14 protein-coding genes, 1 rRNA gene and 1 other RNA gene (1 of these 16 only partly in view) are annotated in these 13601 nt (G+C 43.2%); 5 read left to right on the top strand and 11 right to left on the bottom strand.

What is annotated here, in order from left to right; all coding sequences use genetic code 11:
- Positions 1 to 1043: ribosomal RNA gene (locus IGJ42_RS03000) — 16S ribosomal RNA — on the bottom strand (it extends 517 nt beyond the left edge of the window).
- A gap of 660 nt (positions 1044 to 1703) precedes the next feature.
- Here IGJ42_RS03000 and IGJ42_RS02995 point away from each other — a divergent pair.
- Complete coding sequence (locus IGJ42_RS02995; RefSeq protein WP_430615922.1) at positions 1704 to 2999, top strand: ISL3 family transposase; 1296 nt, start codon at positions 1704 to 1706, stop codon at positions 2997 to 2999.
- Between the two features lie 133 nt (positions 3000 to 3132).
- Here the strand turns inward: IGJ42_RS02995 and IGJ42_RS02990 are convergent, their stop codons facing one another.
- Entirely contained in the window at positions 3133 to 3495 is a 363-nt protein-coding gene (locus IGJ42_RS02990) for a hypothetical protein (RefSeq protein ID WP_008378091.1), read from the bottom strand.
- A gap of 67 nt (positions 3496 to 3562) precedes the next feature.
- Positions 3563 to 3943: a CvfD/Ygs/GSP13 family RNA-binding post-transcriptional regulator gene (locus tag IGJ42_RS02985; RefSeq protein ID WP_008378090.1), complete on the bottom strand. Its 381-nt coding sequence runs from the start codon at positions 3941 to 3943 to the stop codon at positions 3563 to 3565.
- A gap of 93 nt (positions 3944 to 4036) precedes the next feature.
- Between IGJ42_RS02985 and IGJ42_RS02980 the strand changes: the two genes are divergently transcribed.
- Positions 4037 to 5218 (top strand): MalY/PatB family protein, encoded by a 1182-nt coding sequence (locus IGJ42_RS02980; RefSeq protein WP_086333027.1) that lies wholly within the window; start codon positions 4037 to 4039, stop codon positions 5216 to 5218.
- Positions 5219 to 5305: 87 nt separating this feature from the next.
- Here IGJ42_RS02980 and IGJ42_RS02975 read toward each other — a convergent pair whose 3' ends face one another.
- The gene (locus IGJ42_RS02975; RefSeq protein ID WP_086333026.1) at positions 5306 to 5893 is read right to left on the bottom strand and encodes a peptidylprolyl isomerase; all 588 of its coding nucleotides are present in this window, start codon (positions 5891 to 5893) and stop codon (positions 5306 to 5308) included.
- A gap of 140 nt (positions 5894 to 6033) precedes the next feature.
- Between IGJ42_RS02975 and IGJ42_RS02970 the strand changes: the two genes are divergently transcribed.
- The 3 genes from IGJ42_RS02970 to IGJ42_RS02960 all read left to right on the top strand — a co-directional run bounded on the left by IGJ42_RS02970 (position 6034) and on the right by IGJ42_RS02960 (position 8256).
- Positions 6034 to 7011, top strand: a complete 978-nt coding sequence (locus IGJ42_RS02970; protein WP_008378083.1) for an NAD(P)/FAD-dependent oxidoreductase — start codon at positions 6034 to 6036, stop codon at positions 7009 to 7011.
- Between the two features lie 5 nt (positions 7012 to 7016).
- Positions 7017 to 7622, top strand: coding sequence for a bis(5'-nucleosyl)-tetraphosphatase (symmetrical) YqeK (gene yqeK, locus IGJ42_RS02965; RefSeq protein WP_016619942.1), 606 nt, complete (start codon positions 7017 to 7019; stop codon positions 7620 to 7622).
- Between the two features lie 124 nt (positions 7623 to 7746).
- Complete coding sequence (locus IGJ42_RS02960; RefSeq protein ID WP_005227653.1) at positions 7747 to 8256, top strand: phosphatidylglycerophosphatase A family protein; 510 nt, start codon at positions 7747 to 7749, stop codon at positions 8254 to 8256.
- A gap of 56 nt (positions 8257 to 8312) precedes the next feature.
- Here IGJ42_RS02960 and IGJ42_RS02955 read toward each other — a convergent pair whose 3' ends face one another.
- The 7 genes from IGJ42_RS02955 to IGJ42_RS02925 all read right to left on the bottom strand — a co-directional run bounded on the left by IGJ42_RS02955 (position 8313) and on the right by IGJ42_RS02925 (position 13535).
- Entirely contained in the window at positions 8313 to 8951 is a 639-nt protein-coding gene (locus tag IGJ42_RS02955; RefSeq protein WP_422705399.1) for a TIGR01906 family membrane protein, read from the bottom strand.
- Complete coding sequence (locus tag IGJ42_RS02950) at positions 8948 to 9718, bottom strand: TIGR01457 family HAD-type hydrolase (protein ID WP_086333025.1); 771 nt, start codon at positions 9716 to 9718, stop codon at positions 8948 to 8950. Before IGJ42_RS02950 ends, IGJ42_RS02955 begins: the two co-directional genes overlap by 4 nt.
- A 1-nt stretch (position 9719) precedes the next feature.
- Positions 9720 to 10340, bottom strand: coding sequence for a YutD family protein (locus IGJ42_RS02945; protein WP_005231988.1), 621 nt, complete (start codon positions 10338 to 10340; stop codon positions 9720 to 9722).
- Positions 10341 to 10428: 88 nt separating this feature from the next.
- Positions 10429 to 11811 carry a bifunctional metallophosphatase/5'-nucleotidase gene (locus IGJ42_RS02940; RefSeq protein WP_008378070.1) on the bottom strand — a complete coding sequence of 461 codons (1383 nt, stop codon included), beginning with the start codon at positions 11809 to 11811 and terminating at the stop codon, positions 10429 to 10431.
- A 634-nt stretch (positions 11812 to 12445) separates the two neighbouring features.
- Positions 12446 to 12532, bottom strand: an RNA gene (ffs, locus tag IGJ42_RS02935) — signal recognition particle sRNA small type.
- Between the two features lie 29 nt (positions 12533 to 12561).
- Positions 12562 to 13068: a tRNA adenosine(34) deaminase TadA gene (tadA, locus tag IGJ42_RS02930; protein ID WP_005231990.1), complete on the bottom strand. Its 507-nt coding sequence runs from the start codon at positions 13066 to 13068 to the stop codon at positions 12562 to 12564.
- A 131-nt stretch (positions 13069 to 13199) separates the two neighbouring features.
- On the bottom strand, positions 13200 to 13535 hold the full coding sequence (locus IGJ42_RS02925; protein ID WP_430615919.1) for a hypothetical protein: 336 nt from the start codon (positions 13533 to 13535) through the stop codon (positions 13200 to 13202).
- Positions 13536 to 13601 lie beyond the last annotated feature (66 nt).

The following is a 13601-nucleotide window of genomic DNA, read 5'->3' as shown; positions in this document are numbered from 1 at the left end:
GAAGCTCTATCTCTAGAGTGGTCAAAGGATGTCAAGACCTGGTAAGGTTCTTCGCGTTGCTTCGAATTAAACCACATGCTCCACCGCTTGTGCGGGCCCCCGTCAATTCCTTTGAGTTTCAACCTTGCGGTCGTACTCCCCAGGCGGAGTGCTTAATGCGTTTGCTGCAGCACTGAAGGGCGGAAACCCTCCAACACTTAGCACTCATCGTTTACGGCGTGGACTACCAGGGTATCTAATCCTGTTCGCTCCCCACGCTTTCGAGCCTCAGCGTCAGTTACAGACCAGAGAGCCGCCTTCGCCACTGGTGTTCCTCCATATATCTACGCATTTCACCGCTACACATGGAATTCCACTCTCCTCTTCTGCACTCAAGTCTCCCAGTTTCCAATGACCCTCCCCGGTTGAGCCGGGGGCTTTCACATCAGACTTAAGAAACCGCCTGCGCTCGCTTTACGCCCAATAAATCCGGACAACGCTTGCCACCTACGTATTACCGCGGCTGCTGGCACGTAGTTAGCCGTGGCTTTCTGGTTAGATACCGTCAAGGGATGAACGTTTTACTCTCATCCTTGTTCTTCTCTAACAACAGAGTTTTACGATCCGAAAACCTTCTTCACTCACGCGGCGTTGCTCGGTCAGACTTTCGTCCATTGCCGAAGATTCCCTACTGCTGCCTCCCGTAGGAGTCTGGGCCGTGTCTCAGTCCCAGTGTGGCCGATCACCCTCTCAGGTCGGCTATGCATCGTTGCCTTGGTGAGCCGTTACCTCACCAACTAGCTAATGCACCGCGGGTCCATCCATCAGTGACGCAAAAGCGCCTTTCAACTTTCTTCCATGCGGAAAATAGTGTTATACGGTATTAGCACCTGTTTCCAAGTGTTATCCCCTTCTGATGGGCAGGTTACCCACGTGTTACTCACCCGTTCGCCACTCTTTTTCTTTCGGTGGAGCAAGCTCCGGTGAAAGAAAAAGCGTTCGACTTGCATGTATTAGGCACGCCGCCAGCGTTCGTCCTGAGCCAGGATCAAACTCTCATAATGATTTGTTTGAATGACCATACGGTCATTAAGCTCATAAAAATTAACTTTGCTAGCTATTGCTTGCATGTATTTGTTTCAATAAATTGAAACGTCCTACACATTGGTTCGTTTGCTTGCTTTGTTCAGTTTTCAAAGGTCTACCGTGCTGTGTTAGCAACTTTTATATCATACCAGAGCGACAATTGATTGTCAACTCTTTTTTTAAAAGTTTTTTTCGCTCGTTGTTTTTCAACTTCGCAGCGGCTGTCTCAGCGACTTCATTAGAATAACAAATGATTTGTTATTTGTCAACAACTTTTTTTAATTAATTTTTGTTGATGTATCAACATCGATTAACTGTTTTAAAATTGCGACTTCGTTATAATATCATCTGTTTCATTTTTGGTCAAGTCTTTTTTTGAAGTTTTTTCAAAAGCATTTTTGACCCGCTGACTCAATTGCCAACGTTGACTAATTTACCATTCTTCTTGACTCAGGTCAAGGAAATATTTGATTTTATTTACAAAAAGTTTTCAATAAAAAAAGGCTCTATAATTTATGGGACTGATGAATCAGAATTGATTCTTCAGCCCCATTTTCATTTTAGGTATTAAAAAACATATCGTTCTCTAGTATGATTAAATCACCACAAAATAAACAACTGAGAGGACGATATGCTATATGAATGATTCTATCAAAAAAATGCTGAGAATAATAGAGAAAGATTTGATGATTACAGAGGTCTCTTACGAGACCCTTCAGAAGAAAAAGACGTTGGTCGTCGATGCTGTTCTCTCGCCTACTCCTCGTGCTTGTAGAAGTTGTGGTTCTACTGTGGTAGATGGAAGCGGGAAAGCAATTATAGTGAAAAATGGAAAAAAGGAAACGATTGTCCGTTTTGAACAATACAATCAGATGCCTTTGGTTATGCGCCTAAAAAAGCAACGCTATACCTGTAAAAACTGTCGCACCCATTGGACGGCTCAAAGTTATTTTGTCCAACCCAGACATTCAATCGCAAATCATGTTAGATATAAAATTGCTTCTTTACTGACTGAAAAAGTATCTTTATCTTTTATTGCGAAAAGCTGTCAGGTATCTTTGACCACCGTTATTCGTACGTTGAAAGAGTTTAAAAGCTATTTGCCAAAGCAATCTAAGAAGATTCTCCCCAGAGTATTGATGGTTGATGAATTTCGTTCGCACGCTTCCATAGAAGATAAAATGAGCTTTATTTGTGCAGATGGCGAAACAGGAAAATTAATTGATGTTTTGCCTACGCGTAAATTACCCCGATTAACAAGCTATTTCTTAGGGGGTACCAATCCAGAAGAAGTAGAATTCTTGGTTACAGACATGAACGCTGCCTACTTCCAGCTCACCAAACGTGTTCTGCCAAATGCGAAAATAGTGATTGATCGGTTTCATATTGTCAAACACATGAATCAAGCGTTCAATGAGTTGCGTATCCGTGAAATGAATGAACTTCGTAAAGCAGGACAGAAAAGCCAGGCAGAAAAACTGAAAAAGAACTGGCGCTTTTTGCTAAAAAATCGTGCAAGCATCAACCATTATGAGTACAAAACATGGAAAAGTTTCCGAGCACCAAAATACCCATTTCTCACTGAAGCAATGATGATTGATCGATTGCTTGAGTTTTCTGCGCCCCTAAAGGAGGCGTATCCCTTTTTTCATGAATTAGTCGAAGCCTTTCGAGACAAAGACCCTGACTTATTTTTCTCCTTATTGGCAGAACTTCCTGAAACGTTAGATGACGGCTTTCGGGAGAAGCTTCAAAACCTTCTCACCTATGAAGAAGGTATCACCAACGCAATGATCTATCCTTATTCCAATGGAAAAATTGAAGCGAAGAATACCCACATAAAGACAATGAAACGAGTATCCTACGGATTTAAATCATTCGAGAACATGAGAATTAGAATCTTTTTGATCAATCAATTAATCAATGTAAGATAACAAAAAATCTGAGCCAGAATGTGGTTCATTCTGACCCAGATTTGATTTTACGCAACTCATCAGTCCTTATTGACAAAGAGCCTAAAAAAAGACCGTCATAACGGTCTTCAGTCTTTTCACTAGTATACAGTTGCTAAAAGAACGGAACGCCTTCGATCTTATAGTCTTCAATGATCTTACGAAAGATATTGGGCTCTTCCCACGCATACCCCTCTGGCAGCTGTTGCGTTTGTCCTGCTTCTTGTGTTTCAAAAACAAATAAAGGAATATTTTGCGTATCAATATTTCCGTTTGTGAGTTCAACGAGTTCGATCGCTGTCACATCAAGGTGAATACGGTCTTTAAACAATTGTAAGATCGTAGCCAAGCCGGTTTTATCTTCAGAAAAATCCGTTGACGCTAATTCCGCAGTGCCTTCGTGTATTTGCATCAAAAATCGTTTCGAACCATTTGTTAAGTGCATCATAACTGTACCCGCTACTTTTTTGGATCCCAAAATACCCACCTCAGTTATTCATCTGTTTGTAAACTAATTTTAGCACATTTTCAGAAAATATGCACGATTATCTGTTGCTGTTTTCTTTTTCTAACATTTCTTTAGCTTCTTTCACCCACACTGGTAAAGCTTCTCCAACCGTACGGAAACCAATCCGCTTATTCTTATTTGTAAAGTAGCGTTTACGCTTAAAGGGTGGCTGAACAAAACTTGTTTCCAATGTACGGCGGGACAAACTGATCTTTTGGCTGTATTCGTCAATATCAATGATTTGTACACGGATTTTTTGGCCGATCTGTAAGACTTCATGGATATTTTTAGTAAACCCGGATTGGATCTCTGAAACATGGATCAAGCCTTGCGTTTCTTTATCTAACGAAACAAATGCACCATAGGGTTGAATCCCAGTGACTGTTCCTTCTATAATGTTCCCGATTTGATAATTCATAGTCTTTCCTCTCTTTTCCACTTTCATTATACTTGAACTAGTGGTAGATTTGAAGCATCAGAAACAACGTTACACAATATAGGAGGGAAACGCATGATCAATTTTGACAAAGTTCATCCGCGCTTAAATACCAATAGCGTCAAATGGGATACAATTGCAAAAACCTATAAGGAAGAAAACTTATTGCCGCTTTGGGTAGCCGACATGGATTTTCTGGCACCAGAACCAGTGAAAAAAGCGTTAGAAAAAGCAGTTGCCCAAGGGATCTATGGGTACTCCACCATCCCTGATTCGCTGCTTGAATCCATCATCGATTGGCAGCAAAGACGTCATGGTTATACCATCAATAAAGAAGCGATCCTTTTTAATAGCGGTGTCGTTCCTAGTATTGCACTAGCGATCCAAAGTTACACCCAAGAAGGAGATGCCGTATTGATCCACGATCCGGTTTACCATCCCTTTGCCCATGTTGTCAAAAACAATCAGCGTACCTTAATTCAAGAACCCTTATTGGAAAAAGATGGACGCTTCGTCATCGATTTTGATGCGATGGAACGAACGATCATCGAAAAGAAGGTAAAATTGTTTCTTCTATGTAATCCGCATAATCCTGGTGGCCGGGTATGGTCCAAAGAAGAACTACTGGCGATCGGCCGTATTTGTCAAAAACATCAAGTGATCGTTGTCAGTGATGAGATTCATCAAGACATCGTTTTTGCGCCAAATCACTTTGTTTCTTTCCAAACAGTTGAGCCAAACTTTGCCGATTTTTCAATCATCTTGACTTCAGCAACCAAGACCTTTAATTTAGCTGGGATCAAAAATTCGATGGTATTCATCAAAGATAAAACCTTGCGCAGCCAATTTTCAAAAACACAGGAGCGTAACGTTCAAGGGGAGATCAATACGTTTGGATTGATCGCTACTGAAGCAGCGTATCGTGAATCTGAAGAATGGTTAGAAGAACTATTGTCCTACTTAGAGGCAAATCGCACCTTTGTCTGTGACTTTTTGACTGACCAACTGCCAACCGTGTCGTTTCAAAAGCCTGAAGGAACTTACTTGATCTGGCTAGATTTTTCTGCCTATGGCCTAACGGACAATCAGCTACATAGAAAACTGATCAAAGAAGCCAGCGTCGTGTTGAATCAAGGAAGTATCTTTGGTCCCCACGGGAGTCACCATATGCGGCTAAACTTTGCCTGCCCTAAAGAGCTATTAGAAAAAGCACTCAATCAAATCGCCGCCGCGTTTAAAGACCAACCGATCGATTAACGCTTACGTGTAAAAAAAGAACCCTAAAGCTGCCATTTCAACGGTCTCCTGAGGATGACCGTTGAAACTGCTTTGGGTTCTTTTGTTTTATTCGCTGATTTCGATCGTTTCGATCACTACATCATGCACTGGACGATCTTGTGGTCCCCGTTGCACGCCAGCGATTTCATCAACAACTGACATTCCTTCGATCACATGACCGAAGACTGTGTGACGGAAATCTAACCAAGGAGTACCACCTGCTTGATAGGCTTCGATGATTTCAGCTGGATAACCAGCACCTTCTAATTGACCTAACATGTTGCTAGGAACATTTTGATTGTTGACGATGAAAAACTGACTGCCGTTAGTATTCGGACCAGCGTTTGCCATGGATAAAGCGCCACGAAGATTGAACAATTCTTTTGAAAATTCATCTTCAAAGTTGCCGCCATAGATGCTTTCGCCGCCCATTCCTGTACCAGTTGGGTCACCGCCTTGAATCATAAAATCAGGAATGACACGGTGGAAGATGATCCCATCGTAATACCCTTTTTTCGCTAATTCAACGAAGTTTTTGACTGTTTTTGGTGCCAATTCTGGGAACAATTGTACAACTACATCCCCACGATTGGTTTTGATGACTGCTTTATGGCCAGTTTGTTTTTCTAATGCTAACTGTGGAAATTCAGACACATTAACTCCTCCTTCTCTCTCATAAATCCATGATAGCAGAAAATTGAAAAAATGCTAGTTTGGATAATTTTTGCTATAATGAAGCTATTCGTACAACACGAACATGCTTCACCCCAACGTGCTTAGAAAAGAGGAATAACATGGATATTTTTGATATAACGATTATCGGCGCCGGACCTAGCGGGATGTTTTCTGCCTTCTATGCCGGTATGCGTAACGCCAAAACCAAGATCATCGACAGCTTGCCGCAATTAGGCGGTCAGCTTGCTACTTTATACCCAGAAAAATACATCTACGATATCCCAGGTTATCCGAAAATCAAAGCGGGCGATCTTGTCCAAAACCTGGAAAAACAGTTGACGACCTTCAATCACCAATATTGTTTAGAAGAAACCGTCTTGTCGGTCGAAAAACAAGAAGACTATATCGAAGTCACTACCGACAAAGGAATCCATTACTCGAAAGCCGTGATTTTGGCTTTAGGAAACGGCTCCTTCCAGCCGCGCAAACTGACTTTGCCAGAAAGCGAGCGGTTTGAAGGATACGGCTTAGACTATTTTGTCACCGATTTGATGAAGTATGCCGGACGCAAAGTAGCGATCGCCGGTGGCGGCGATTCTGCCATCGATTGGGCATTGATGCTGGAGCCGATCGCTAGTGAAGTCTACTTGATCCATCGCCGTCCTGAATTTCGTGCTCATGAACATAGCGTCAGCAAATTACAAGCTTCCGCCGTCAACATTCTGACTCCTTATGTGATTCAAGAGCTCCAAGGAGAGCAACGTTTGACTGGTGTCTCGTTGCAGCAAGTCAAGGGTGATGAAACGGTCAGCCTTTCATTGGATGCTTTGATCGTCAATTACGGTTTTTCTTCCACATTGAACATCAAGGATTGGGGCATGAAAAGCAGCCGCCAAGGAGTCTTCGTCTCTTCAGATATGAGCACGTCTGTTCCTGGGATCTATGGCTGTGGGGATGTCGTTTTATACGATGGAAAAGTCGACCTGATCGCTACTGGTTTCGGGGAAGCCCCAACTGCGGTGAACAATGCACTCCATTACATTGATCCCAAAACGCGGACGCAACCCGCCCACAGTACGAGTCTTTTTAAGGAGTAGCTGAGATGAAACAAGTTGGTCTTGCCACCTATACTCTCCCTTTACAGGGGAAGACCCTCACTGAGCAAATGGTTCAGTATCTGGAAGCCTTCGATCATGCCGAAACGGCGGTCCACAATCTAGCCGTTGCCCAAGAAGCCAAAGGATTGGCAGAACGGTTTCAAGTCAACGCGGACAAAGCTTACTCAGCAGGACTGCTGCACGATGTCAGCGTCGTCATCCCTAATGACCAGCGAATCGCCTTGCAGATAGCGGTAGGCGAACCGATCTTAGACGCGGAGCGGCAAGCACCTTTTTTGCTGCATCAGCAGCAATCCGCTTTGTTGGCAAAAACGGTTTTTCAGGTGTCTGACCCAGAGATTCTGTCCGCCATCAGCTGTCATACCACCTTAAAGGCCCAATATAGTCGTCTCGATCTGATCGTTTTTTTAGCCGACAAAATCAAATGGGATCGCAAAGATCAAGCACCTTTCTTAACCGGTTTATTAGAGCGCCTCGATGATTCCTTGGAATCTGCCGCTGGCTATTATATGGACTGGCTCTTTGCCGGTGACTTAGTGGTCCCCCATCCTTGGGCAGTGGCAGCCAAAGCAAAATTAGCAAACACCTAAATGTCAGAAGGGACTAAACCCAAACGGCATGGGCTGCAACTGGAATAGGGCACAACTTATGATTGCAATCCATCAGTCGCATGTTGACTTTTGAATAAACTATTTTTACATGGAGGGGAACTATATGGTATTAGAAAGCAAAACACTTGAAGACAAAGCAAGAGAATTGTTGGCCGACCGCGGTGTCTCACTGCAAGACATCGGGGAATTGGTGATGTTCTTGCAAAAAGATTACATTGAAGGCATCACGTTGGAGATGTGTATCGAAAGCGTCAACGCTGTCTTAAGCAAGCGGGAAGTCCACAACACGATTTTGACGGGTGTCCAATTGGATATTTTGGCAGAAGAAAATCAACTGCTGCATCCACTGCAAGAAATCGTCAAAGAAGACGAAGGGCTTTATGGGATCGATGAGATCCTCGCACTATCCATCGTCAATGTGTACGGCTCCATCGGTTTTACTAACTACGGATACATTGATAAAGTCAAACCGGGCATTTTGAAAGAACTGAATAAGCACGACGGTCCCCGCGTTCACACCTTTTTAGATGATATCGTAGGTGCCATTGCCGCTTCTGCCGCAAGTCGCTTAGCCCATCAACACCCAAGTAAATCTCATTACATCACGCAATAAAAAAAGACCAACGATCCGCCTTCTTCAAAGGAAGTGGATCGTTGGTCTTTTTTTCATTACGCTGTTTTTTTCAAGCCTCGTTTGCCCCACCAATAGAAAGCAAAAAAGAAGACTTCAATCAAGACAAAAAAGAGAATAAAGCAATGCATGAAAAACGTTTCTGGCAATACGTTGATGATCGGATCGGTGGCTGGATTAAATAGCCAATCGTCGTTACTGAAGAAAATCTCATGGAACGTAACGAAAAAGCGATCAAAGCCGACTGCCATCAAAAACCCGAAAATCAGCGGCAAAATCATCCCCCATTGAAAGGGACGAATCAAGCGCCATTGCTGTTGTTTTTGCCGTAACCGATTGACGAACCAGATACTGGGCAGCACCGTGACGATCATCACGGCATAATTTAATAGAAACAACTGCTTCACATCGTAAAAATGCCCAGCGCCAGCTTCAGACATTGGAAAATCGGGCAAGGCGAGCGTACTTGCAAAGGGATTGTTTAGAAAATCTAGCAATAAGCCATAGTTCTTCAACAACTCTTCTCTTGTTAGCGAGGTATAATCCAGCAGATTTAAGTGATCGACATCAAACCAATATAACGGTCGAAAATTGATCGTTAGGGTGATCGCTAGACTGACCAAAAACAAAAACAAGCAGACAAATCCTAAGCGTTCAAGCCACAATTGTTTTTTCATTGTTCAAAATCCCACTCATCTAAAGAATCAACCACATAGGTTGGTGCTACTGGTAATGTCGGAACTGCCGCTTTCGGGGTAAATCCAGATAATACGAGCAAAGAATCGATCCCGTTTTGGATCCCCGAACGGATATCCGTTTCATAATTGTCCCCCACCATCAAGACCTCTTCTTTTGATAAGCCGATGTGTGCCACCGCTTTTTCCATAATGATGGCTTCTGGTTTGCCAATAAAAATCGGTTGCATTTGGGTGGCAGTCTCCACCATTGCAATCAGTGAACCCGCACCTGGCAACAAGCCTCTTTCCGTCGGGATATTTTTGTCTGGATTGGTCCCGATAAAGGTAGCTCCTTTTTGGATCGCTAACGTTGATAAAACAAATTTTTCATACGTCACGTGGTTGTCTAAACCAACCACGACATAATCCGGATTGGTTTCTTCCCACTCAAACCCAGCAGCTAAGATCAAATCGATCAACCCCGCTTCGCCGATCACAAACACTTTGCGGCCTTTGCCATGGTCTTTCATAAAATCGATCGTTGCCAAGCTTGCGGTATAGATCGTTTCTGGTGCCACGTGAATCGAAAATTCATCCGCCAATCGCTGTGCCACGACTTCGGGACTGCGGGTCGTATTGTTGGTCACAAATAAATAAGGCAGTCCTTTTTCTTGTAAGGATTCTACGAAGCGTTTCCCAGCAGGGATCGGCTCTTTTCCTAAATAAATCGTGCCGTCTAGATCAATCAAATAGCCTTTATATTTCATCTTATTCTTCCCTTTGTCGAATCGTAAACTCTTTTTTGCCTTTTTTCACCGTAGTTGTTTCGGTTTTTTTGACGTTTTTTTCTTTTGGTTTACGATTTTTAATCGTTGGTTTGCTTTTCTTCTGCGGAATTGCTTCACGCTTTTCTTCTATATGTGCGTTTTGTTGTGTAGTTTGATTTTGATTCGTTTGAGCTGGCTTTTTCTTACGTCTTCGGGAGGTACTTTTTTCTTTCTTGCCGCCAACCCTCTGGATCACGAAATAGGCACAACCGAAGTTGCAATACTCATACAAATAGTCTTCCAGCATGTCAATGCGCTGATCGGGTAATGCTTTGCGGTTATCCTTTTCAAAAAAGCCTTTCAAGCGTAGCTGTTCATAACCCCAATCACCTACGATATAATCATAGCGTGCCAAAACTTCACTGTAACGCTCACCAAGTTTTTCAGGATCGAAGCCTTCACGATAATCCATGACCAATTTGTATTGTCGATTGCCAATCATTAATTCTTCATCATTCAACAAAGTCACCAACTCGCCTTTTTGCGGTTGTTTCGCTGGTTCTTCAATAATTTCTTCTAGTACAGATGTCATTTCATCTGTGATCGTTTGTTTTTCGGTCATTTTTTCACCACCTGCTGTTTATTATACCTTGTTTTATTCCTCAATGATAGTCGCGGTTTTCCTCAAAAAACCACTGGAGGAGTACCAACTACTGAATAGGGTATTTCTGACTCAAGTAATCACCGACCACCGTCCGAATAAAGTCTGGAAAAAGAAACTCAACAGTTCCAGCAATCTCGATCGTCGGGAAAAACGGAATAAACAAGTAGTGATCCACAAGAGTCAACGTGTAGCTTTGAGAGACATCAACTGGTTCTTGCTTCCACAAAACTTGGTGGTTTTTTTCATCAAAGCGAATGCCTTCATAAACCAGTTCGCCAAAAATCTTCCCTCGAAAGCCCATCCCCATAATTGGGAAATTGCGCAAAAAGTTGCGATTTTTTTCCATCTCTAAGACCAATCGAATGACATCCGCGCCTTGCAGCGTCACTCGAATCAAATGCATCGGATGGGGCAAAATCGTGTGCAGCTGATCTTGATCGACCCGTCCTTGTGGTAAATCATCTAAAAATAGCCCCGTATTTAAGATGGCGGCATCCGTCTGTCCTTTGGCACATAATGCCAAAAGAGCCTCCCGAACCAAGGAATGTTCACTTTGCCAATCCCTCGTAAACGCTGCTGGAATTTCTGCCACCTGATTTGCCCGCAGCAAGCGATGGCCGATCGATAGATATTCGGCGATCTCGTCCTCATCTTGCGGAAAAGCCACCAACGAATCCGTCGGAATCACACGTGCGCGATGCTTGATCGGGCGGTGGTGATCATCTAAGACCACTTCGACTTCGCCAATGTTAAAACCAAACTTGCCAGCTGCGCCAATTTGAACCCCATTGATGACTTCGCCCTTTTCAAACAAATGGTGCGTGTGGGAACCTAATATAACATCTAACTCTGGAAAGTCCCTCGCAATCTGGCGGTCAGCATTGATGCCTAGATGGCTCATCAAGACCAGCAGATCGACCTCGGGGCGCAAATGCTGCACCAATGAAGGCAAAATCTCCAAGGGTTCGCGAATGTCCCAACCGTTGGGGGCATATGTTAGCGGAAACGGTGCCGTAAAAGCGATCAAGCCGATTTTGGCTCCTTGATTGCTTTCCATGATTTTGTATTCTTGTGCCCACTTTGGCGGACGCAAATCCTTTTTATCAAATAAGTTGCCTAAAATGACCGGAAATGCTGCTTGGTCATACAGATGCTGCAAGACCTCTTTGGGATTGCCGACTCCCTCATTGTTCCCAATCGTCACCGCATCATAATGCCCTTGATTCATCAAGTCGACATTCGCCTTGCCGTCAGTTGCTTCTGTCAAAGGATGCCAGCGATCGACAAAGTCGCCTAAGTCGACCGCGATCACTGTCTCTTCGGTCGTATCCGCTTCTCGTTTTCTTTGATCCAAATAACGCCGCATCTTCGGCCAATGTTCTAGGTGGGAATGCAGATCGTTGGTATGGATAATCGTAATTTTTTCCATTGTGCGCCTCTTTTCAAATACGTCGCCTGAAATCACTATCCGTTTCTCTTGGCATCAAGGGTTGCCAGTAGAAAGACGACGGAATTCTCTACAAAATAAGCATAGCATAAAATCTCTGGGAAACCATTGGAATGCTTGGAAAAGAATGGTGACTTTTTGTAAAAAAGAAACAGTTACAGTGACAGTTGTTCAAAAGAAAAAATCACTTTTCTGACTGTAAAAAGGAAAGTGATTTTTTCTGGTTATTTGGGGGAATTGCAACCGATAACACGGCGGAGGCAATTCGTTGAAGCGAAAATAAAGAGTTCTTGAAACGAAGATTCTATCGAATATCGAGAGCAGGTAATCCATGTTTCAGTTCGTCAGAACTACTGATTCTTTGAGAGTATAAAAATCGCCAACGGAAAAGTTATCAGAGTAAGGTTCTAAACAGGAATAAAGCCTTTGTATCAAAAATACAACTTAACCCTCTGAGAGCTGCTATCGATTGCCTAGATTTAAAGCAGAATACAATTAGAACAGCCCTTGGTATCACAAAGACTTTCAGACAATAAAAAAACCTAAGACAGTCTGTCTCAGGTTTGAATGATCATCGATTCAATTAGTACTACTGCTTTCTTCAAAAGCAGGCAGTTTTTCAATCAGACACATGGAGAATCCTGCTTAGTGCTGCTTCCTTCCGGATCTGACACGCTTCACAAGACCTCCATTGTCCTAGCCTTTCGGCAAAACTTAGTATAACGTATTTCGTTAGAGATTGCCAGCCTTTTTTTGTTTTTTCTTTTCTCGTAATGCTCGGAAAAAATCTGTTAGCAGCTGGCCGCATGCTTCTTCTAAAATGCCGCCTTCCACATAGGACCAATGGTTGAAGCGCTCATCTTCCAATAAATTCATCAATGTACCAGCAGTGCCGCCTTTGGGATCGTAGGCACCAAAATACACTTCTTCCACCCGTGCCAATAACATCGCCCCACTGCACATCGGGCATGGTTCCAAGGTCACAAACAGCTGCGCTTGTTCTAAGCGCCAACTTCCGACAGTGCGACAGGCTTCCTCGATCGCAAACATCTCCGCATGCGCTGCGGCTTGTTGCTGCGTTTCTCGTAGATTGTGCCCACGACCAATGATTTTGCCATCCAAGACGACGACAGCACCGATCGGTACTTCTGCCACACCTTCTGCTTTTCGGGCTTCTTTGATTGCTTCTTCCATAAAGAACGCTTTTTCCTCGGCAGTCAAGGTACTTGTTTTTTCCACGACTTCACTTTCACTCCTCTACCTCGCACCATTTCGTGCATTTCCTTGTTAGTATAACGAAAAACGCTTAGAAAGACGAGAAAAACTCGCAAAGACCGATGTCCCTGCGAGTTTCAAATGGAATGATTGGCTTAAAAGACGGAATTAACAAAGCTCGTCAACTTGTCTTTGACATGTTCTGTCGAATCTTTGATGTTGTCTCCGTAAACAGAGATTTTGTTGCGGCCCTCATTGACTTTTTTCATCACACCTAACAACGAATCCAATTCATTGTCAGACAAGCCGTCTACGACATCCAACAATTTTTCATTGCCGTTGAATTTGTCATCGACAAATTTCTTTACTTTGTGTCGGTTGCAAGCGAAGCGTACTTTATTGAATACTTTGTCTGATACAACGACGGCAGTAGTGATCCCAGCGATCGCTGCAATGCTTAATCCAATCGTTACTTTTGATGATGTTTTCATATCGATCAGCTCCCTTATTTTGCTACTTCCATCATAGCACGAGGACTGAAATAAAAACACTATTTC

Origin of the sequence: Enterococcus sp. DIV1067f, from assembly GCF_050543505.1 — a bacterium.
GTDB classification, from domain to species: domain Bacteria; phylum Bacillota; class Bacilli; order Lactobacillales; family Enterococcaceae; genus Enterococcus_D; species Enterococcus_D entomosocium.
Note: the sequence above shows the minus strand (reverse complement) of the source record. Positions and strands in the feature narration are given on the sequence as shown.